Annotated in this window: 19 protein-coding genes; 14 read left to right on the top strand and 5 right to left on the bottom strand. The window is 60.2% G+C overall.

What is annotated here, in order from left to right; all coding sequences use genetic code 11:
• Window positions 1-300: 300 nt before the first annotated feature.
• The 3 genes from gmd to DES53_RS29195 all read right to left on the bottom strand — a co-directional run bounded on the left by gmd (window position 301) and on the right by DES53_RS29195 (window position 3,629).
• A complete protein-coding gene (gene gmd / locus DES53_RS29205; protein WP_113961885.1) occupies window positions 301-1,320 on the bottom strand; it encodes a GDP-mannose 4,6-dehydratase in 1,020 nt (339 codons plus the stop codon).
• Between the two features lie 3 nt (window positions 1,321-1,323).
• Window positions 1,324-2,469, bottom strand: coding sequence for a DegT/DnrJ/EryC1/StrS family aminotransferase (locus DES53_RS29200; protein ID WP_113961884.1), 1,146 nt, complete (start codon window positions 2,467-2,469; stop codon window positions 1,324-1,326).
• A gap of 110 nt (window positions 2,470-2,579) precedes the next feature.
• Window positions 2,580-3,629, bottom strand: coding sequence for an Mrp/NBP35 family ATP-binding protein (locus DES53_RS29195; protein ID WP_113961883.1), 1,050 nt, complete (start codon window positions 3,627-3,629; stop codon window positions 2,580-2,582).
• A 599-nt stretch (window positions 3,630-4,228) separates the two neighbouring features.
• Here DES53_RS29195 and DES53_RS29190 point away from each other — a divergent pair.
• Window positions 4,229-4,750 (top strand): transposase, encoded by a 522-nt coding sequence (locus DES53_RS29190; protein ID WP_170157513.1) that lies wholly within the window; start codon window positions 4,229-4,231, stop codon window positions 4,748-4,750.
• A 324-nt stretch (window positions 4,751-5,074) separates the two neighbouring features.
• The gene (locus DES53_RS29185; RefSeq protein WP_113961881.1) at window positions 5,075-6,589 is read left to right on the top strand and encodes a hypothetical protein; all 1,515 of its coding nucleotides are present in this window, start codon (window positions 5,075-5,077) and stop codon (window positions 6,587-6,589) included.
• Window positions 6,590-7,369: 780 nt separating this feature from the next.
• Here the strand turns inward: DES53_RS29185 and DES53_RS29180 are convergent.
• Window positions 7,370-8,791 (bottom strand): hypothetical protein, encoded by a 1,422-nt coding sequence (locus DES53_RS29180; RefSeq protein ID WP_113961880.1) that lies wholly within the window; start codon window positions 8,789-8,791, stop codon window positions 7,370-7,372.
• A 172-nt stretch (window positions 8,792-8,963) separates the two neighbouring features.
• Between DES53_RS29180 and DES53_RS29175 the strand changes: the two genes are divergently transcribed.
• On the top strand, window positions 8,964-9,506 hold the full coding sequence (locus tag DES53_RS29175) for a hypothetical protein (protein ID WP_113961879.1): 543 nt from the start codon (window positions 8,964-8,966) through the stop codon (window positions 9,504-9,506).
• A gap of 447 nt (window positions 9,507-9,953) precedes the next feature.
• Here the strand turns inward: DES53_RS29175 and DES53_RS29170 are convergent, their stop codons facing one another.
• Window positions 9,954-10,208 (bottom strand): hypothetical protein, encoded by a 255-nt coding sequence (locus tag DES53_RS29170; RefSeq protein WP_113961878.1) that lies wholly within the window; start codon window positions 10,206-10,208, stop codon window positions 9,954-9,956.
• A 521-nt stretch (window positions 10,209-10,729) separates the two neighbouring features.
• Here DES53_RS29170 and DES53_RS29165 point away from each other — a divergent pair.
• The 11 genes from DES53_RS29165 (at window position 10,730) to DES53_RS29120 (ending at window position 20,003) form a co-directional block, all read left to right on the top strand.
• Window positions 10,730-11,071: a hypothetical protein gene (locus DES53_RS29165; protein WP_113961877.1), complete on the top strand. Its 342-nt coding sequence runs from the start codon at window positions 10,730-10,732 to the stop codon at window positions 11,069-11,071.
• Window positions 11,072-11,184: 113 nt separating this feature from the next.
• The gene (locus tag DES53_RS29160) at window positions 11,185-13,122 is read left to right on the top strand and encodes a hypothetical protein (RefSeq protein ID WP_113961876.1); all 1,938 of its coding nucleotides are present in this window, start codon (window positions 11,185-11,187) and stop codon (window positions 13,120-13,122) included.
• Entirely contained in the window at window positions 13,119-13,643 is a 525-nt protein-coding gene (locus DES53_RS29155) for a Rab family GTPase (protein ID WP_113961875.1), read from the top strand. Before DES53_RS29160 ends, DES53_RS29155 begins: the two co-directional genes overlap by 4 nt.
• Window positions 13,640-14,755: a sensor histidine kinase gene (locus DES53_RS29150; protein WP_113961874.1), complete on the top strand. Its 1,116-nt coding sequence runs from the start codon at window positions 13,640-13,642 to the stop codon at window positions 14,753-14,755. Before DES53_RS29155 ends, DES53_RS29150 begins: the two co-directional genes overlap by 4 nt.
• A 2-nt stretch (window positions 14,756-14,757) precedes the next feature.
• The gene (locus DES53_RS29145) at window positions 14,758-16,227 is read left to right on the top strand and encodes a sigma-54-dependent transcriptional regulator (protein ID WP_113961873.1); all 1,470 of its coding nucleotides are present in this window, start codon (window positions 14,758-14,760) and stop codon (window positions 16,225-16,227) included.
• Window positions 16,228-16,384: 157 nt separating this feature from the next.
• Complete coding sequence (locus DES53_RS29140; RefSeq protein WP_113961872.1) at window positions 16,385-16,768, top strand: hypothetical protein; 384 nt, start codon at window positions 16,385-16,387, stop codon at window positions 16,766-16,768.
• A 63-nt stretch (window positions 16,769-16,831) separates the two neighbouring features.
• The gene (locus DES53_RS29135; RefSeq protein ID WP_113961871.1) at window positions 16,832-17,413 is read left to right on the top strand and encodes a response regulator; all 582 of its coding nucleotides are present in this window, start codon (window positions 16,832-16,834) and stop codon (window positions 17,411-17,413) included.
• A 60-nt stretch (window positions 17,414-17,473) separates the two neighbouring features.
• A complete protein-coding gene (locus tag DES53_RS29130) occupies window positions 17,474-17,743 on the top strand; it encodes a hypothetical protein (RefSeq protein WP_211325728.1) in 270 nt (89 codons plus the stop codon).
• 187 nt (window positions 17,744-17,930) lie between these two features.
• Complete coding sequence (locus DES53_RS32640; protein WP_147263700.1) at window positions 17,931-18,149, top strand: hypothetical protein; 219 nt, start codon at window positions 17,931-17,933, stop codon at window positions 18,147-18,149.
• 1,001 nt (window positions 18,150-19,150) lie between these two features.
• Window positions 19,151-19,441, top strand: a complete 291-nt coding sequence (locus DES53_RS29125; protein WP_113961869.1) for a DUF2164 domain-containing protein — start codon at window positions 19,151-19,153, stop codon at window positions 19,439-19,441.
• Between the two features lie 154 nt (window positions 19,442-19,595).
• Window positions 19,596-20,003: a hypothetical protein gene (locus DES53_RS29120; protein ID WP_113961868.1), complete on the top strand. Its 408-nt coding sequence runs from the start codon at window positions 19,596-19,598 to the stop codon at window positions 20,001-20,003.
• Window positions 20,004-20,032: the final 29 nt, after the last annotated feature.

Below are 20,032 nucleotides of genomic sequence, written 5' to 3'. Positions count from 1 at the left end.
ACCATGCTTGGTGATGTTGCATGCCGGGCAGTCCCTGTATTCCAAAAGAGTACTTCGGCGGATACACGTTACAGACCCGTTCACCCACGGGAACGAGGCGTTCCCGCTCCTTGAGCCTGTGCCATGTCCGCGTTCCATAGATACCCCTGCCGCATGAACCGTTCCAGGTAGTCCGACGCCTTTGTATATAGATTCGGCTTGGTTCCCTTTTTTGCCCGAGCCTCCATGATGGTATACACAAATGTATCCCACCATGGGATGGTGAAAGTGTTCACACGGTGCCTCACCGCGATGCGCAGGTCAATCCTGCGCCTTGGCTTCCTTCATGCGCTTCTCGACTTGTGCGAGCTTCAGGTCGGCATCGACCATGATCTTCACGAGTTCCTTGAACTTCACCTTGGGCTCCCAGCCGAGCTGTCTCTTGGCCTTGGAGGGATCGCCGATGAGGAGTTCCACTTCCGCGGGGCGGAGGTAGCGCTGGTCGTACTTCACGTACTTCTCCCAGTCGAGATCGAGTGCAGCGAAGGTTTCCTGCACGAACTCACGCACGCTGTGGGTCTCGCCGGTGGCGACCACGTAGTCATCCGGCTTGTCCTGCTGGAGCATCATCCACATCATGTCCACATAGTCCTTGGCATAGCCCCAGTCGCGACGCGCGTCCAGGTTGCCGAGATACAGGGCGTCCTGCAGGCCCACCTTGATGCGGGTGGCCGCGCGGGTGATCTTGCGCGTCACGAAGGTCTCACCACGGCGGGGAGATTCGTGGTTGAAGAGGATGCCATTGCTCGCGTGGAGATTGTAGCTCTCGCGATAGTTCACGGTGAGCCAGTAGGCATACACCTTCGCACACGCGTAGGGGCTGCGGGGCCAGAAGGGGGTCTTCTCCGTCTGCGGTACTTCCTGCACGAGGCCGTACATCTCCGAGGAGGAGGCCTGGTAGAAGCGCACCTTCTCCGCAATGCCAGCCTCACGAATCGCTTCGAGAATGCGCAGCGCGCCAAGGCCCACAATGTCCCCCGTGCTCTCCGGCACATCGAAGGAGACACGCACGTGGCTCTGCGCGCCGAGGTTGTAGATCTCATCCGGCTTCAGTTCATAGAGCAGCTTCACCAACGCGACGGAGTCACAGAGGTCACCATAGTGCAGGAAGAGGCGCACGTTGTTCAGGTGCGGGTCCTGGTAGAGGTGGTCGATGCGATCCGTGTTGAAGGTGGAAGAGCGGCGGATGATGCCGTGGACTTCGTAGCCCTTTTCAAGAAGGAGTTCCGCAAGGTAGGAGCCGTCCTGGCCAGTAATGCCGGTAATCAGTGCACGCTTCATGGGTCAGTTCAAAAATGCGGCGATGGCTTCCACCACTTCAAATTTCTGGGGTTCGTTGAGTTCGGAATAGATGGGGATGCTCAGCACCTCCTCCGCATGGCGGTGGGATACCTCGCAGCCGCGGAGTGAAGATTCCGGAAGATGGGCAAAGCACGCCTGCTGGTCGAGCGTCACCGGATAATAGATCTCACAGCCGATTTTGCGATCCAGCAAGTGTTGTTTCAAGGCATCGCGCCGTCCGCCGGTCACGCGCAGGGTGAACTGGTTCCAGATGTGCGTGTTGCCCTCACCGCACTGGGGCAGCACCAGCCTGGTGCCGGACGCCTCGGAAGAGAAGCTCACCCCCGGCAGTTTGGCCAGATGCTCCTGGTAGAAGGCGGCATTCGCCTGGCGCTTCTCCGTGTAGCTGGCGTAGTGGGGGAGCTTCACACGGAGGAAGGCGGCCTGGAGCGCATCCATGCGGAAGTTTCCACCAATGTGGGAGTGGTAGTACTTCGGCTCCATGCCATGATTGCGCAGGGACTTGGCGCGCAGGGCGAGGTCGTTGTCATTCGCCACCAGCAGGCCACCATCGCCGAGACCGCCAAGATTCTTGGAAGGGAAGAAGCTGTAGCAGCCGAAGTGGCCGATGCTCCCCGCGAGCGTGCCATGGCGGGCGGCACCGATGGCCTGGGCGGCGTCTTCAATGACGTACAGCGAGTGCTGGTTGGCCAGCTCCATCACGGCCTCCATGTCCGCACATTGACCAAAGAGGTGCACGGGAATGATGGCGCGGGTCTTCGAGGTGAGCTTGGCCCTCGCGTCCACGATGTCGATGTTGAAGGAGTCTGGCAGGACATCGACAAATACCGGCGTGGCTCCTACGCGGGACACGCAGCCCGCCGTGGCGAAGAAGGTGAAGGCGGGGCAGAGCACCTCATCCCCGGGGCCAATCTCCAGCGCCATGAGGGCCAGCAGGATGGCATCCGTGCCGGAGGAGAGGCTCAGCGCATGGCTCGCACCGGTGATGGGAAGCACCTCACGCTCGAAGGCTGCGATCTCTTCGCCCATGATGAAATGCCCCGTTTTGAAAACCCGCTCGAAAGCGGCGGAGAACCCGTCGTGCAACGGGTAGTTTTGGGCATTGACGTCGAGGAGGGGTACGGGCATCGGAAGCAGTTGGCGGGGAAAGGGGTAAGCATTCTGGTTAGGCGAGGATGGGCCCCCGCGCAACCTCCGCCGAAGCTTTTCCAGCCCCCCTTAAACAGGCGAATCTCCCCTTACTTCCGTGCGATGATGGCCTGGACCTGACGGGCTACCTCCTGAAACACGCCACTGGAAGGATGGGTCTTGGGGTCCTCCAAAGCCACAGGGCGGCCTTCGTCGCCACTCTCGCGCACCTGAATCTCCAGCGGAATCTGGCCCAGCACGGGCACGCCCAACTTCTTCGCCTCACGCTCGCCGCCGCCTTTGCCAAAGATGTGATACACGTTCCCATCATTCGGGCAGACGAAGTGGCTCATGTTTTCCACGAGGCCGAGGATGGGGATGTTCACCTTGCGGAACATGCTTACCGCTTTGCGCGCATCGATGAGGGCCACCTCCTGCGGGGTGGTGACGATGACGGCTCCGGTGAGGGCCACTTGTTGGGAGATGGTCAGCTGGATGTCTCCGGTGCCGGGCGGCAGGTCCAGCACGAGCACGTCCAGATCCTCCCATGCGCACTGGCGGAGGAACTGCTGGGTGTACTTCGTGGCCATGGGGCCACGTACGATCACGGGAGAGTCGTCATCCAGAAGGAAGCCCATGCTCATGAGCTGCAGCCCGTGCTTGCGAATGGGGATGATGCGCTGCTCGTCGTCCGCATAGGGACGCTCGTTGGTGCCGAACATGTGGGCGATGCTGGGACCGTAGAGGTCGCAGTCGCAGAGGCCCACCTTCAGTCCGATGCGGGAGAGGGCCACGGCGAGATTCACGCTCACGGTGGACTTGCCCACACCGCCCTTGCCGGAGGCCACGGCGATGACGTGCTTTACCCCTGGGATGGAGGACTGGAGCGCGGCGACGTTCTGCTGCGGGCCGGCGGGCTCTTTGATGTCGAAATTCAGCCGGACATCACCCACGCCCGGCAGGGCCTTGATGGCACGCATGGATTCCTCGTGGATCTGGCGGGGCACATTTGCGTCCTTGGTCGCCAGCGAGATGTCCACCTGCACATCCTTGCCCTCCACGCGGATGCCCTTGATGAGGCCAAAGGAGACAATGTCCCGGGAGAAGCCGGGATACTTCACTTGAGCGAGGGCGGAGCGGACTTGGTCTTCGGTGGGCATGTGGGGGAGGGACGCGGTGCGGGACGAGGCGGAACGGGAGAAAACAGGGATACGCCTCCATACTGGAATGGGGCGAAGGCGAAGCAAGGGAGAATGCAGGGGAGGGAGGATTTCGTTTGGGGGTGGCTGGCCTGGAAGTGAACGCCTCCCCACGGGCAAGGCCGACCAAGCGGATGTCGTGTAAGGCTGTGAGGCGAAGCCTCCCTGGGCTGCGCGCAGTCCAGCTGCCGCTTTGGGGTGCTACAGCCCTGCTGTAGCCGGGTGACTTTCTCGCCCGATCTTCCATACTCCAGAGCTTCGCGAGGCAGGTGACATCGCTGAAAGGGTGGCTCCACATGCTGGACTCAGCCACCATCGTCGCAGCAGGGCTGCTCACTCTGCAAAGCGGCAGCAGGGCTGCGCGCAGTCCAGGGACGCTGCGCGTCACAAGTGACCTGAGTTTGGTTTATTGCATCAGACCCTCATCGTTTTCTTGACACCTTTCCATGGGTTGCGTCCATGAACCCATGGATTCATTGAGGCTGCCAACGGATGCGGAAATTGCTGAAGGCACACGGGAGTGGCCTCACGCTCCGCCCCATCGCTTGAAGCGAGGAGGCGTGTTCTTTGTCACAGCGCGCACGGCAAATCGGAATCATTTGCTGAACACACCTTCGAAACGTGACTGGTTTGAAGAGACGCTTCTCACAACTTTTGATCAAGCTGGTTGGAGTTTTGAAGCTTGGGCAATCTTGTCGAATCACTATCATTTGGTAGTGCATAGTCCTTCTGGTCAGCCGGATGGAGCTCGTGCACTGGCTCCGCTCGTCCAGAAGTTACATAGTTTGACCACCAAGGAGATGAACCGACAGGACTGCACTCCAGGAAGAAATCGTCTGTGGCAGAACTATCGTGAAACCCTCCTCACCTATCAAGAGAGCTATTTCGCCAGGTTGAACTACGTGCATCAGAATGCCGTGCACCATAAGTTGGTGACCCGCGCCTCGGATTGGAAATGGTGCAGCGCTCGTAGATTCAAGGAAGCTGTCACCCCAGCATGGGTGAAGACGGTGGCGAGCTTCAAGTTCGAACGCATCGCTGAAGAAGATGAGGACTTCGATGCCGACTGTACGGGCGAGTAACCGAGCCCAGGTCACTTGTGAGGCGAAGCCTCCCTGGACTGCGCGCAGCCCTGCTGCCGCTTTGCAGAGTCCGCAGCCCTGCTGCGGCGATGGTGGCTATGTCCAACGTGTGGCGTCACCCTCCCAGCAATCCTTGGGGCGTATTCCAAGTGAATGCGGGAAGTCACCCGGCTACAGCAGGCTGTAGCGCCCCAAAGCGGCAGCAGGGATGCGCGCAGTCCAGGCACGTTCGGTCACAGCTTCATCTCTCCTTTCCCCTGTCCAAGACGTACCCTCTTTGGTAGTCTGGATCCAGAATCCCAAACCCCTACGGAGGACCCTGCCATGATGCCGCTGCCTCGTCGTTCTTTCCTCAAATCCACTGCGGGTATCGGCGCGCTGACGGCGCTGGGTGAGCTCGGGTGGCTCAGTGGTTTGCCTTCTGTCTCGGCGCAGGAGGCGGCGATGCCACCGCACCTCGTGCAGTTTCATCCGGACATCGAGCCGCTGGTACGCCTGCTGGAAGACACGCCACGGGAGCGTGTGCTGGAGGAGGTGGCATCACGCGTGCGCCGTGGGCTGAGCTACCGTGAAGTGCTGGCCGCGTTGATGCTGGCCGGCGTGCGCAGCGTGCAGCCGCGTCCGGTGGGCTTCAAGTTTCACGCGGTGCTGGTGGTGAACTCGGCGCATCTTGCCAGTCTCGCTTCACCCGACTCGGACCGCTGGCTTCCCATCTTCTGGGCCATCGACCAGTTCAAGTCTTCACAGGCCGCGAATGTGAAGGAGGGCAACTGGCACATGGAGTCCATCGAGGAATCAAAGGTGCCAGCCAGCCACCAGGCGAAGAAAGCCTTCATCGAGGCGATGGACAATTGGGATGAAGCGGCTGCGGATGCCGCCATTGTGGGCCTCGCTCGCACGGCGGGCATGGATGAGCTCTTCGAAATCTTCGTGCACTACGGCGCGCGTGATTTCCGCGACATCGGACACAAGGCCATCTATGTGGCGAACAGCTTCCGCACGCTGGAAGCCATCGGCTGGCAGCATGCCGAGCCCGTGCTGCGCTCGCTTGCTTATGCTCTGCTGGATCGCTCCGGCACGAGGGAAAATCCTGCGAAGGCAGACCTCATGCCGGACCGCGCCTTCCGTGAGAACCTGCCGCGTATGCAGCAGGTTCGCGAAGGATGGATCGATGGCAAACCGAATGCCGATGCTTCGAAGGAACTCCTGCTCGCCAGTCGTTCCGCTTCCTCCAGTGATGCAGGCGCGCTGGTGCTGACCTTGCTCAACAAGGGCGTGGCTCCGCAGTCGCTCTTTGATGCGCTCTACACGGGAGCAGGCGAGCTTCTCATGCAGGCCCCCGGCATTCTCTCGCTGCATGCGATGACGTTTACCAACGCCATCCATTATGCGTGGAAGCGCGTGAGGAACGATGAAACACGCCGATTGCTGCTGCTGCAGAACGCTGCCTTCCTTCCACTGTATCGTGGTGAACGTGAGGACAAGGGGATCCACATTGATGAGTTGGAGCCACTCATTCCCAACACGAAGGGAGATGAAGCAGTGGCGGAAATCTTTGCGGACATCGGCACAGATAGACTCATGGCTGCGCGCAAGATGCTGGGCTATCTCAAGGACCATCCGAGTCCGAAACCTTTCGCTGATGCCGCGCGCCGCATCATCTTCATGAAGGGCACGAACTCGCACGACTACAAATTCAGTGCGGCCGTATTGGAGGACTACGAACACCTCGCGCCACCTTGGCGAGACCGGATGCTGGCCTCCAGTGTCTTCTACTTGCGCGGCTCTTCAGACAAGGACAACGGCCTCGTGCAGCGCACGCGTGCGGCGCTGGGGTAATGTGTGGTCCGCCCACTCCGTGTGCGGTCATTGGGTAATGCATCCCATGGTGGACCAGGCTCTGCTGCGCAAAGTGAGCACGACCGTGAGCATCCTTGCAGGGTGTTGGAGCCCATACTGACCGCACACGGAGTGGTCCGCCCACTCCGTGTGCGGTCATGTGAAACAGGGTGCAGTGAAAGCTGTAGTCCTGGAGCATTTTCACTAAAACTGTAGCCTGATTCAGGAGTACGCCGAAGGCGTTGTACATTGTCCAGCCCAAGGTAAGCTTCGCCGCGAAGCGGCAGGCGCCACCTTGGGGTGTGACATCGAAACGCTGAACGCTGAAAGCGTTCCACAGAAGCGTTGCAGGGGGGATAAATGCCCTATGTCAACGTTGGTCGGGTCTTTGTAGAACTCTTTCAGAGTTCCGATGGTTCCTTCATCTCACCCAAGGTGGCGCCTGCTTCGCAGGCTGACCTTGGGCTGGACAATGTACAACGCCTTCGGCGTAAAAATGGCTACAGTTCAACCTAAAACGCTCTATTGCTTCCTGGCACGCAGCCAGGCCATGCACGCAATCATCAAAAATGTCGCGGCTGCAAACAGCAGAAACCCAACCAGTCCACCCGTGGGATAGGCGAGCCACAGGCTCCATCCCGTGAAGTTGCGTACCACAAGAGCTCCAACGTGTGAACCGACAAGCAATCCAGCGAGTAGTGAAAAGCTGGTTTGATCCATGAACGTGGCGTGAACTTGGGAGCCGTGGTTGCGCGCGATGCGCCGGGAACGTGAGATGAACTACCGTCCCAATCCCAACCTCAACCTGAAACGCTGCTTCCACTCCACAGACGGTGGTTGCCAGTTGTCCACGGCCTTGAACAGGTGCGCGACCTCTCTGGAAGGAGTGACCTTGAAATGAATCGTGGTGGGGACGGCTTTGTGAAGGGTGTGATTGGGGACATCGCAACCTTCAGCGCGAAGGATTTTCATGGTGGCGTACATGGCCACCGAAGGAAAGCCATGGAAGCTGCCGTCTTCAGGGTCATGGCACCGCGCATAGATGCCGGCTACAAATGAAAGACGTTTGCGGCGATCCAGGCCGAGCAAGTCATCCATGGTGAGTCGTGATTCCCCACGGGGGTACTTTTGGCGCTCCTCCCATTCCGCTTTCGTGAAGCGGTCGGGTTGAACGTAGAACTCGGACAGCGCCTGCGAGAGCGCCGCATGCTTCACCACCAGCCTCTTGCCATCGGGTTCATAATAATGCTGTGTGGTATCAGGTGAAGCGGTGTTCCTGCTCCACGCGTGCGCTGCGGAGATGAGCATCTCGGCGGGGCGTTGGTCGCCGCCTTCGCGGAAGAACGAATCACACTGGGGCGGCTTGATGTATCCCATGTCTGCTCCAGTCACGCAGAGGCCTGCGGCGAAGTAGAAAGGGTCGATGTCCGTGCGATCGGTGAATTCCGCAGGCTGAAATCGCTGGATGGGAATGGTCATCTGCCTCCCGGTCGGTGAGCGCAGGGAAAGGGTGAGCCCGGTGTCGTCACGCGTGATGCCTGGGCGCGGGCTCTTTTCGTGAAACCACCCGACGTAGTTCGTGACAGATTCGCTGAAGTCATCCGAATACGGATGACTGACGCGGAAGGGGGTGAGGTAGTCCCAGGCCCTCGTTCCAATCTCGTTGGGAACGCCGAGGATGGAGTAGTCGAGATAAACCCCATTGCCATACGTGAAGTAGCGGGCAGAGAGAAACTTTTCCGCCTTGGGGAACTTCTTCGCAAAGCTACGCTGTTGTTCCGGTGTCAGCCGCGCCACCTCGTGAGAGATGTGCTGGCGGTACAATACGGTGCCATCACGCTGCCAGACCACGAGCTGGTAGGGATTGTAAAGCATGATGGTGGAGAGACCGACAAAGAACTGGCCATCCGGCGAAATCCAAAGGTGCGTGAGTCCCGGAGAAGGGGACCGGAACAGCACGCGATTGCCATCGCGAACCTCCACGTGGGCAAAGTCATTGGCGGGAGAAAAGAAGGTCTCGTGGTGATTCAGGTCGGCGAACAGAGGTTGCAGTTTGGGAGAGTTCCAGTTGTGCACGTGGCGAAACGTGAGCGTTCCTTTCCTGGCAGTGACTTCGTGGATGCCGCTGTAGGCTGCGAAGTCCGCCTGTGCCTGGACTGCGAAGAGAAGGAGCAAGATGGCAAGGAGAGAGCGTCGTTGCATGGGGGGTGCGCTGGGTGACAGGCATGAGGAGTACCATGGTATTCACGGGCTTGTCACGACATGTCGCCGACAACGTTCGTCGAGCTGCATGCGAACGGGCCTTGGGCTTGATCCTGCCGCTCGAATTTCCAATATTCCCCAGGCTCGCGCGTGGCGCTCATGGGGAGCCACCATGTTGAAGAAAGCCTGCATCACCATCCTTGCTGCGTTACTGGGTGCCGGAGGCATCAGGGATACAGTTCCATTTCCTGACACAATCGATCCGGAAGACACCCCGCCTGAAACGGTGGAGGACATCAATGCGCAGATGCGGATGGCGAACTTCAGGTATTTCAAATCCTACCTTTCCGAGTGTCCTGAGAACGAGATTCGATGTTTGTGGTTTCTGGGCAACCACATCAGAGTCGGAATGGTGATGACCATCAATCTCCGCGAGAGAACGGTGTACACCGTGCGAGAAGTGTACAATCGCGGTCGGCAGTCTTCGAGAACAAGGCACCTCGGTCCCTATCACACAGACGAGGCGCGCGACTTGCTACCCGAGCTGCCGCCCAGTGCCCCGTATGTGGGTTTTGCGGAGGGAGTGCATGTGGCCTGCAGGCGGGAGGACGAGGTTCGGATCATGACCTACAGCAAAAGCGCCACGCCCTTTGTGGTGCGGCGGCTGTATGACCTTGGTGGCGGCGCTTCAGACTTCGTCACTGCCACGCCGTAGTGGCGATGGCAGTGATGAAGGGCGAAGGCAGGCTTGCTGACCGCACACGGAGTGGTCCGCCCACTCCGTGTGCGGTCAGTGTGCGGCTACCTCATATGACATCGCCTCTGCTCAAGGAGTGGGGGCATTCCTGCTCCCATTTTGGCTTTGAACAAGCTCCTCAGGATGCCACTCCCTGACACAGGAGACAACGACTCGCAGGGAGCGGCACTAGCTTAGTGCCGTCATATGCAGCGTAGCCACACGAAGAGCTTGGAAGCGTCCGTAGGATTTCGGAAGGAAAGGCTCCGCACCCATTTTGCTCACCACCGGCACTAAGGCTAGTGCCACTCCCTGCGAGACAGTCGCTTCGTTCACGCGTGAGGTGAAGGGGGAGATAACATCACCTCGCTACGCTGCTCCTGACCGCACACGGAGTGGGCGGACCACGATCGGCGGATCACCAATCTACGCGTCCCTGTCCACATAGTGCTTCGAGATCCGGTAGTGCGCGCCGTCAATGCCGCAGCATTGCACGTGCTCATCCGCTCTCAGGTAGGCCCAGACGCGGGGCAAGTCCTCCAGAATCTCGGGGGCTTCTTCGAGGACACGATCAATGACATCCTGAAGGCAGAAGCCATCAGGCAGATGCTCGCAGATGTGGAGCAGGGTGTAGGACAGGACACGGCAATCGACACGACTTGGGGGAGACGTGGAGGTCATGGTGGGTTTTTGGGGGTGTGATGACTAGTCGCATTGATTCGACGCAAACCTGCACGGTTGGCTGCGATGTTTCTGTTGTTCGCCGCAGTTTGAAGGGGGATTCAGCGGAGTGAAGAAACCTTCGGGTGCTCACGGTGGTCCGAGCACTCCGTGCGTGGATGCTGCGCACCACCCCAGATTCCACAAGCTGCCCTGGAGTCTCTCACACGCGCCGGTGAGTATTCGTCAGAAGGTCTCTATTTCAGAGTTCCGAAGACTCTGCCATCTCACCCGAGGTGGTACCAGCTTCACAGGCTGACCCCGCGGAGCTGGGTTGGACAATGTACAACGCTTTCGGCGTAAAAACGGCTGCAGTTCACCTCAAATCGCCCTGGAGGGCATCGAAGGGGCTGAACGAAGTCTCCAATACCCGTGGCGCCTTGTTTAGAATTTCAGTAAGATTGCGTCCTTGACATGGTGGGAACGGTCTTTGATCTCTCCCTAGGTATCTCGCCTGCACAAAACCAACCCTTTCCCTACTGATGAACAACGAACAATCGGCGAATGGCACCTACCAGGGTGACGCCAATGGCGCCGGAGGTGATCGCGCTCCTGCCGCCAGTGGCAATGCTGGCAACAATGTGGACAAAATCCGCGAGCTGATTTTCGGCGAGCAGATGGTCGGCTATGACGCGCGGTTTTCCCAGATTGAGTCGAAGCTGACCGCAGAGGTCGATTCGCTTCGGAAGATGGTGGAGTCCAGCCTGGCCGAGTTGCGCTCCAATTTCGAAAAGCGGGCCAATGATGTCGAGAAGGCCTCCGTGCCCCGGCTGGAACTGGCGGCTGCCCTGGAAAGGATCGCTGCCGGTCTGCGTGGTCAGTGATGGTGAGTGTGAGTTCGCGAATGGCGTCGGAGGCTCATGCCTTGTCATGAGCGGGAGCTGCAGGCTCCAGCGGAAGCTGGAGGGTGCCGCGGTCCACTGCCATCATCCCTTCCATGAGCGCTGAGCCGAAATCCTCAGACAGCCTGCACCAGCTCAAGGAGCTGATGCTGGGAGATGAGTTGCGCGATATCGCCGCATTCCGCCAGAGGCTGGATTCCCTGGATGCCTCCTCGCTGGAGCGTCTGTCCAAGGATCTGGCGGCGGCCCTGAAACAACGCAAGGAGCGTGGTGGCAAATCCTTTGAGGAACTCGTGGCCGCCCTCCAGCCCGGCACGGAGTCGGCCATCCAGCGGAGCATTTCCGAGGACAAGTCGAAGCTGTCGAACGCGCTTTTCCCCATCATGGGTCCGGCGATTCGCAGTTATGTCGTGGATCTGTTTCGCGGCATGGTGAAGGACCTCAATGAGACCATCCGCAACACCACCTCCGCGGAGCGCCTGAAGTGGCGCCTGCAGGCGAAGCTCGCGGGGAAGCCGTACTCCGAGTATGTGCTGCTGAAGACGCGCAGCTTCCGCATTGATGAAGTGTATCTCATGCAGCGGGACACGGGCCTGCTGCTGCTGCATGTGGCGCGCAATCCCGTGGATGAAGCGGGGGATGAGGCGGATCTGGTCTCCGGCATGTTCACCGCGATTCGCAGCTTTGTGAAGGATTCCTTCGGCAAGCCGGGCACGGAAGGTGATGAGGATGCCTCCGAGCTGGATGGCTTTGTCTTTGGAGATCGCGAGGTGCTCATCGAGGCAGGACCGTCGCTGGTGCTCGCTGCCGTGGTGCATGGTGTGCCGCCAGCCTCTGTGCGGGAGCAGCTCAAGGCACTGCTGGAGGAGCTGCATGCGCGCTTGGGTGGGAAGCTGGAGAACTTTTCCGGAAACACCGCCGAGCTGGAGCCCGAGCGCCCCATTCTGCGCCGCGCGCTGGTGGAGAATCGTGCCGAGTCGTCCGAGAGTGGAGGTGGTGGCGGCGGGATGTGGCGCGCGTGGTTGTTCCTGGGTCTTGTCGCAGCCGGTGTCACCGCATGGCTGGTGGCCAGTGCTCGTGAGCAGGCGAAGTGGGACCGCTATGAAGATGCGCTCCGGGCCAGTCCGGGCGTGGCCATCACTTCTGTGGAGAAGCGTGGCTGGTGGAAGACGCACCGCACGATGCGTGGCCTGCGTGATCCGCTCGCTGCGGAGCCCAGTGAGAAGTTTGCCGGGTACGGCATCGACCCCGCGACCGTGAAGCTGGATTTCGCGCTGATGACCTCGATGGACCCGGCCTTTGCCAAGGTGCGTGAGGAGCGTCTGGAGGAGGAGCGGCGCAAGGTGGGTGCCTCTTTGGAGAAACTCCAGGCTGACCTGGGCACCGCTGCAGCCTCCGCCACGGCAGACGGGAAGGCCTTGTCCGGTCGTCTTGAGGAAGACAAGGCCCGCACCCGCCTGCTGGTGGAGACTCTCTTCCGCAGTCTGATGGCGGATGCGAAGGGATTGAGCATCACCTTTTCTGAAGCAGGAGACGCGGTCACACTGCGTGGTGCGCTCAGTGTGGCGGACCTCGCGAAGGTGAAGGCGCGCATCGAGCCGCTCTCACGCTGGCTCAAGGTGGACGCCTCTGGCCTGGGCAATGCCTCTGCGGCAGAACTCGAACGCCTGCGCTCGGCCCTGGATGCGGCGGCGGTGGAGTACTTCGAAGGCACGCTGCAGGTGGTGGACCAGAAGAAGAGGGATGAACTCCGCGCTCTGGTGGTCGATGTGGATCGCGTGGGCAGGGAGTTGGGCCACGAGTTTTCCTTCGAGGTCATCGCGCACCCGCTCATTGGGGCCAACCGTGATGCGAACCGCGAGGTGGAGCACCAGCGCACGCAGCAAGTGAGAGATTTGTTGCGCGAAGCGGGTATTCAGGAGAGCCGGATGGCGCTCAAGCTTAGCGAAGACCTGGGCCGTTCGGGTGCCGGCATCACCGTGCGGGCAATCGAGGTGCAAGGGAACACGAAGGAGGTAAAGTCACAGCGATGATCAAGAAGAAGGTTTGCCTGATAGGAGCCTATGCCGTGGGGAAGACGAGCCTCGTGAGGCAGTTCGTCAGCGGCATGTTTTCGGATAACTATCTGTCCACGGTGGGTGTGAAGATTGACCAGCGCACCGTGGTGGCGAATGGGCAGGAGGTGCGCCTGATGGTCTGGGACCTCGCGGGGAGTGATGAATTCCAGTCGGTGCGAAAGTCCTACCTGCAGGGGGCCGCGGGCATCCTGTATGTGGCGGATGGCACACGTGCGGAGACGCTGGATACCATCCGCACAGAGCGTGAGGAAGTCATGGCGCGTTTCCCCGGAGTGCCCTCGCTGCTACTCATCAACAAGCACGACCTCGTGAATGAGTGGGAAGTGGAAGCCAAGGATCTCGCCCGCTTCCGCGAGGAGGGGATTGAAGTGATGAGCACCAGCGCGCGCACCGGAGAGCAGGTCGCGGAGGCCTTTGACCTGCTGGCGCGTCGCATGTGCGGCGGCTCGGAAAATGAAACCCAGCGACTGGTATGAATGGTGGTCCCATGGATGATGAACTGCGCCGCCTGGCGCTGGGTGCGCTCGAAGCCGTGGTGCTGGTGCGCGAGGGCAAGACGGGCGAGTTCCGCCTGCTGGATACACCGCCCCTCTGGTGGGAGATCGCGTTCGGCTCGGAGCAGGAGTTCCGCGAGCGCTCATTGTTTCTTGAAGACTTCACCAGCGGTATCGGTGCGGAGTTCTGGGATCGCGGGGTGGGTGAGTCCCTGCGCTCCGGCATCTGGGAGGAGACCATTGCCAATGCACGCCGGTTCTTTGAAGCGATAGCCATTCGTGGCGTGGGCAGCGAGGACCTGCTGATGATCCTGCCGGCGGATGAGCGCTGGCGTGAGGAGCAGACCTTTGTGCAGAGCTCGCATGACCAGAGCCTCAATCGTCGCCGCCTGATGAAGGACCTGGAGAAGAGGCAGGTGCTGCTGGAGTGTATCATGCATGACCTGGGGAATCCGGCCACGACGGTGCTGATGAATCTCCAGCACATCAACCGCCACCTGGGCGAGGGACACGGAGGACTTCGCTCCTCCGTGCAGCGCATCATGGTGCAGGCGGAGCGTCAGCGGAAATTGATCCGCGTCATTGCCGAGGCGTTCGCCACGGATTTGGATTCCGCGGGTGATCTCGATGGTCCCGATGCACCGGACCTCGTGGCGGTGGGTGCGGAGACAGCCGCAGCACTGGCTGCACAGGCAGCGGAGGCGGGCGTATCGCTGTGTCCTTTCTTCGGACCTTCCCTGCCGGTCGCGGCAGAGAAGCTGACGCTGAGCCGGGTGATTGAGAACCTGCTGGTGAATGCCATCCGCCACAGCAAGGAAGGTGGCACCGTGGGCATCTACTTTGAGAAGGAAGGCCGCATGGGTGTGTGCCGTGTGGAGGACCAGGGCACCGGCATCGAGACGCATCTGCAGGAGCGTCTTTTCCAGCCGTTTGTACAGGGCTCGAAGAATGCGGGCCAGTCCGGGCTGGGATTGTACTTCTGCCGCTTGTCCGTGGAGAAGTGGGGTGGCTCCATCCATGCGTGGAATCGCAAGGGAGATCGCGGTGCCTGCTTTGAGTTCCGCATTCCTCTCGCAGGAAAGGAGACGTCCTAGGCATGGGCCGGAGTGGCGCCATCCTCGTGGTGGAGGACGACGTGGATATCGCGGCGTCGCTGGAGATGATCCTCGCTGCGGAAGACTATTCCGTGACGGTGTGCCATGATGGCCGAGACGGTCTGGCGAAGGCAGGCGAGGGGACCTATGACCTCGTGATGACGGATCTGCGTCTGCCGGGCATGGGTGGGATGGAACTGCTGGAGACCCTGCGCGAGAAACATCCGCTGCGGCCCGTGATTCTCATGACCGCGCATGGCAACAGCGAGCTCGCCATCGAGGCCATCAAGCGCGGCGCCTATGACTATGTGCTGAAGCCCTTTGATCTGGAGGACCTGCTGAAGCTGGTGGCGGAGGCGGTGCGTGCCAGCAAATCTGCAGGAAGTGAATCACGCAGGTCGAGGGCCACGGCAACCTCGCCAAAGGATCCCGGCCTGCTGGGCCGCAGCCGTGGCATGCTGACCGTGTGGAAGGATATCGGCCGCATCGCGCCCACGGACACGAGTGTGTTGATTCTTGGAGAGACGGGCACGGGCAAGGAACTGGTGGCGCGTGCCATCTGCCATCACAGCGCGCGTCGTGCGGGACCCTTCGTGGTGGTGAACTGTGGAGCAATTCCGGAGAACCTGCTGGAGAGTGAACTCTTCGGCCACGTGCGTGGTGCCTTCACCGGTGCCACGCGGGATCGTGTGGGCCGCTTCGAGCAGGCGAAGGGTGGCACCTTGTTCCTGGATGAGATTGGCGACCTGCCGCTGCCGGTGCAGGTGAAGCTGCTGCGCGCCCTGCAGGAGCGCCGCATCCAGCCGCTGGGAAGCAACCGTGAACTGCCCGTTGATGTGCGCATCATCGCCGCCACCCACCAGCCGCTGGCGCAGCGCATCGAGGAGAAGCGCTTCCGCGAAGATTTGTACTACCGCATCAATGCGGCGGTGATTCAGTTGCCCGCCTTGCGTGAGCGCGAGGGTGATGTGGAATTGCTCATCGCGCACTTTCTGGAGGAAGCCGCAGCGGATTACCAACTGCCACGACCGGCGATTCCTGCGCGCGTGATGAACCGCCTTCTGCAGCATGAGTGGCCGGGGAATGTGCGTGAGCTGCGCAATGCCGTGCGGCAGATCGCGCTGCGGAGCCGCGGCTACGAAGTCACGACGGTGCTCGTGGAAGCGGTGCTCGGCGGCGGAGTGGAGCAGGCGGTGCAGGGGTCCGGCACCACGGACTTTGACCAGGCCATCCGGCAGTCCGTATTGCACGCTCTGGAAGAGGCGCAGAAGTCCGGCAAAGGTGAGGTGCACCGTGACCTGGTGGAGCGGCTGGAACGCAGCCTGATTCGCACGGCGCTCACGCTTTCAGACTCCCATCTCGGCCAGGTGTGTGACTGGCTCGGCATATCACGAGTGACCCTGCGCAAGAAGATGCAGGAGCACGGTTTCGAAAAGGCGGATACGGAGCCGCCTGCCCAGGACGCGGAGTGAAAGTTTCTATCACCACCGCGGGAAACATTGTTTCAAAACAGGGTGGTTAACAGCGCGTGGAAAAATGTTTTTGTTGGATTTAATGTGTTCTGGGTGAGTGTGTTAACTTGGGTGGGGAAGCTGTTGGCACGGATTTGGCAATGCCATCGTGTCCATTATGGCATCTCCCGCTTCGCACTCCCATCTCCGGCTGCTCACGGCATTGGCGAAAGAGGCCACCGTGAGAGGGAAGGTGCCGGGCGCTTTTTTTGAGCCCTCTGAGCTGGCGCTGCCCGGATACCGCTCCGGCATCCGCGACATCGATACGCGCGAGAGCTGGGGAAGTGTGTCTGCGGACAGTGCCCCTGCGCGCTGGATGCGTATGCGTGGGCTGAAGCTGGAGCATCCGGATCGCCACGAGCCCACGGCAAATGTCATCATTGTCGTGGCGTGCCTGCTGATGTTCGCAGCGGCGATGTGGTGGGGCAGTGCGCAGTTGCATGACAGGATCCCATCAAAAGAAACGGTGGCAGCGGTGCGAGATGGCCCCGGCAAGTCCTGAAGAAAACGACACGCACACACACGCAGATTCGCCTCCCTCAGCCTCACGACTCCCGACATTTCCATGAGCCAACAAGACGAGTCCTCGGACTTCATTACCGTCAAGGAAGCCGCCTACTATCTCCGCATTCCTCTGCCCACGGCCTACTACCTGGTGAAGACAGGCCGCATCCCTGTGATTCCGATTGGAGGGCGCTATCGCATCAAGCGTAGTCTGCTGGACCGCGATCTGTTGCGCAAGGATGCGGACACCGACCTCACGCTGCCCACGGTGCTGGTGGTGGATGATGAGCCGGCCATCCAGAGCCTCTTCAAGAAATTCCTGCGGAAGGCGGGCTTGGGGCGTGTCGTCGTGGGTTCCGGTGCGGAAGCTCTGGCCCTCGCCCGGCAGCAGCAGTTTGCCCTCGTATTCCTGGATCTGCAGCTCCCGGACATTCCCGGGGACGTGGTCTACGAGAAGCTGAAGGAGCAGCATCCGGACCTGCCCATCGTGGTCATCACGGGCTATCCGGACAGCGAAGTGCTCAGCACGATCTGTGCAAGCGGGCCGGTCACGGTCATCCAGAAGCCGCTCAACTTTGATTTGCTGAACCAGGCTGTGAAACAACTCGGCCACAAGGGCGCAGTGAAGCCCAAGGACCCCTGAAGACACGCCGGCCAACCATCATCAACCATCATGTCATCCTATCAAAATCTCCCCCCCACCATGTCCCATGAATCTCCCGCGAACGATTGGTCCCAAGGTCATGCGTCGCCTGATTTCTGCATGGAGTACACGGAAGACGCACTGCTGAATCTGTTCTCCTCACACTTCGCGGGTCTTGCTGGACTGGTCATTCTGGACCGCATCTCCGATGGAGAAACCATCATCGTCCGGAGGCGGGATGGCACGACGGTCGCACTGACTGAAAGGGCGGCAGCGGACAAATTCCTGCGCGATACGCTGGGCTGGATGCGCACGAAACCAAACATGTGACCCGTAGCAGCTCCCATGGACCGCGGATTGAAAGTTTCTTTCAACAACAAGGGACAGTTCCTTTCAATCCGTGGCAAAACTGCGGGGGCGAGTGGTTGTGTGATGTTCTTGTAATTGTCTGGAATCCAAGGTGTTGTGATTTTCACAAGTGCCTTGGCACGGTGCTGGCAATTCTATGGGACAAACCATGAGTGCATCGTCGCCATCGTCTATCGCCCCCAAACCTGTTTCCTCCCCAAAACCAAAACGTGCGCACGCGTCGAGTGCGGAGACCAGCCAGCCATCGTCAGAGATCTCTGATGAACGCATCATCGATTTGCTTCGTGAAGCGCTTCGTCAGGGTGAGGTCTATGATGCCACGGCCACCAGCCATGCCCTGAAGTGGCATCCCGGCCGTCTCTATTGAGCACCCGCGTGCGCACGTCTTTTTTGTTTGTTCGTTCTGATGTGATCGATCGTCCGCACCGTCACGTGTACGGTCAGGGTGGAGCCTTCCAGGATTCGTCCCCCAATCCTCTCATGCATGACGCACTGGCATGGCCGGCGCGAGGATCATGAGGCCCTGATCGTACAGGTGACGGTGCGGAGTGTTGGTGGTGCATGGTGTGATGGTGGTCCGCCCACTCCGTGTGCGGGTGTTGGGGAAGCGGGACACACGCGAGTGATCGCGTGATCGAGAGGCCGTGACGCGAAGTGTCTCTGGAGTGCGCGCAGTCCTGCGGAGCGCATGAGCGTGAGGCTAAGAAACCGTGAAGGATTGCAGCAGGGAGATGGCGCAATGGAAATCCGCTCATCGTACCAGTTCGCTTTGCGTCATGGAGTGCGGTGGCAAGAGCCTCCCTTGAGGCCGCGACACCGCTTTGAACGGAGGGATGCAGTCCAGACATGCCGGGGAACTTTGGTGGAGTCCAGCATACGAGCCTCCGTGGCGAGAGAGCACCTTGGAACTTGGACCGTGATTCCGATTCATGATGCTCATCCTCTCCGTTCAAGGCGGTGTCGCGCTAACGCTTGCCACACGCACTCCACGACGCAAAGCGCCCCTTCCGCGTGCCAGATGAAAGCAAACCAAGGTCATTGCTGGATACGCCGCAGTTCTCCATCCCTTAACCTGACGCACATGCGCAGCAGGGCTGCGCGCACTCCAGAGACGCTTCGCGTCACAGCGTCCGAATCAGTTGCATGAATCATGCTGTCTTCTTATCCTGACGCCCATGCGCTCTGCGGGACTGCGCGCAGTCCAGGGCCTTCGGCACAGTTTTCACATCACCCTGGCGTTCATGTGTCATGAGGGGGGTGAGTGAGTAGAGCTTCGGCGTCAATGCGGCGGGTATTCATCGCGAGGCAAGTTGCCTGCTGCCCGCATACGGAGTATGCGGACCACTCCTTCACTGGCATTCACTCACCATGCACACTACGCTCACCAAGGAACAGAAGCACGACGCCGCAGAGTCTCTGAAGCGCTTCTTCACTGAAACTCTCGATGCGGAACTGAGTGACTTGCAGGCGGGATTCTTTCTCGATTACATCATGAGCGAGATCGCGCCCTTCGCGTACAACCAGGGGGTGGAGGACGCGCAGAAATTCCTCGCTACTCGTGTGGAAGACCTCCCCGGCATCTGCTTTCAGGAGGCGATGACGTATTGGCGGAATCAGAAGGGCGCGGCACGCGGGGTGCGGAGGAGGCCGGGTGGGTGAGTGGGGCATTTCCCATTTCTGTCACCGGGAAGTGGGTGTGGCGGTGACCATCGAAGAGTCGTGAAGAAGCGTTTGTGTTGGGGCCCTGCCAGCACATGGGCTTGAAGAATGCACCGGTTGGGGCACACTCGCGAACTCTCATCGGCGCATCGTCATGATCATCTACAAGGGTTTCGGCTTCCTGAACTTCGTCATCATCTTCGGCAGTTCCTTTGCCTTCAATCTTGCCTCCAATGCCTGGTGGGGAGAGGAATATTGGAAGGCGCACAAGTGGCCCTTCGCGGTGAGCCTTTTTCTTTCCGCCGTCCTGTGCTGGTTCGTGGGGCGTGCGGTGGAGAAGCGTGCTGTACGGACGGAGACGGACAAGCTCACGGGTGAGGAGGTCGTGGTCAGCGAGCGTCATGACAGCTTCTTCTTCCTGCCGATGTCCTGGTGGGGTCCCATTCTCGTGGTGATTGGCGCGGTGGTACTCGTGATCGATCTGACCAAGGCACCGGAGCAGGGAGAGCGGGCCGCCTCACCTGTGGCCGAGCGTGCGGAGTCGTCCAAGGCGGGGCGCTAGTGTGTTTTACCATTACCATCCCCAGACTG

The organism is Roseimicrobium gellanilyticum (genome assembly GCF_003315205.1).
Classification (GTDB): domain Bacteria; phylum Verrucomicrobiota; class Verrucomicrobiia; order Verrucomicrobiales; family Verrucomicrobiaceae; genus Roseimicrobium; species Roseimicrobium gellanilyticum.
The sequence above is the reverse complement of the archived record's forward strand: the minus strand, read 5'-3'. Positions and strand labels throughout refer to the sequence as shown.

What these genes read in the sequence shown, in the direction of transcription:
- DES53_RS29120 (WP_113961868.1), top strand. Translation starts at nt 19,596, where the DNA reads ATGATCATCTACAAGGGTTTCGGCTTCCTGAACTTCGTCATCATCTTC.
- DES53_RS29165 (WP_113961877.1), top strand. Translation starts at nt 10,730, where the DNA reads ATGAACAACGAACAATCGGCGAATGGCACCTACCAGGGTGACGCCAAT.
- DES53_RS29130 (WP_211325728.1), top strand. Translation starts at nt 17,474, where the DNA reads ATGTCCCATGAATCTCCCGCGAACGATTGGTCCCAAGGTCATGCGTCG.
- gmd (WP_113961885.1), bottom strand. Translation starts at nt 1,320, where the DNA reads ATGAAGCGTGCACTGATTACCGGCATTACTGGCCAGGACGGCTCCTAC.
- DES53_RS29180 (WP_113961880.1), bottom strand. Translation starts at nt 8,791, where the DNA reads ATGCAACGACGCTCTCTCCTTGCCATCTTGCTCCTTCTCTTCGCAGTC.
- DES53_RS29140 (WP_113961872.1), top strand. Translation starts at nt 16,385, where the DNA reads ATGGCATCTCCCGCTTCGCACTCCCATCTCCGGCTGCTCACGGCATTG.
- DES53_RS29150 (WP_113961874.1), top strand. Translation starts at nt 13,640, where the DNA reads ATGAATGGTGGTCCCATGGATGATGAACTGCGCCGCCTGGCGCTGGGT.
- DES53_RS29195 (WP_113961883.1), bottom strand. Translation starts at nt 3,629, where the DNA reads ATGCCCACCGAAGACCAAGTCCGCTCCGCCCTCGCTCAAGTGAAGTAT.
- DES53_RS29125 (WP_113961869.1), top strand. Translation starts at nt 19,151, where the DNA reads ATGCACACTACGCTCACCAAGGAACAGAAGCACGACGCCGCAGAGTCT.
- DES53_RS29175 (WP_113961879.1), top strand. Translation starts at nt 8,964, where the DNA reads ATGTTGAAGAAAGCCTGCATCACCATCCTTGCTGCGTTACTGGGTGCC.
- DES53_RS29155 (WP_113961875.1), top strand. Translation starts at nt 13,119, where the DNA reads ATGATCAAGAAGAAGGTTTGCCTGATAGGAGCCTATGCCGTGGGGAAG.
- DES53_RS29145 (WP_113961873.1), top strand. Translation starts at nt 14,758, where the DNA reads ATGGGCCGGAGTGGCGCCATCCTCGTGGTGGAGGACGACGTGGATATC.
- DES53_RS29170 (WP_113961878.1), bottom strand. Translation starts at nt 10,208, where the DNA reads ATGACCTCCACGTCTCCCCCAAGTCGTGTCGATTGCCGTGTCCTGTCC.
- DES53_RS29185 (WP_113961881.1), top strand. Translation starts at nt 5,075, where the DNA reads ATGATGCCGCTGCCTCGTCGTTCTTTCCTCAAATCCACTGCGGGTATC.
- DES53_RS29135 (WP_113961871.1), top strand. Translation starts at nt 16,832, where the DNA reads ATGAGCCAACAAGACGAGTCCTCGGACTTCATTACCGTCAAGGAAGCC.
- DES53_RS29200 (WP_113961884.1), bottom strand. Translation starts at nt 2,469, where the DNA reads ATGCCCGTACCCCTCCTCGACGTCAATGCCCAAAACTACCCGTTGCAC.
- DES53_RS32640 (WP_147263700.1), top strand. Translation starts at nt 17,931, where the DNA reads ATGAGTGCATCGTCGCCATCGTCTATCGCCCCCAAACCTGTTTCCTCC.
- DES53_RS29160 (WP_113961876.1), top strand. Translation starts at nt 11,185, where the DNA reads ATGAGCGCTGAGCCGAAATCCTCAGACAGCCTGCACCAGCTCAAGGAG.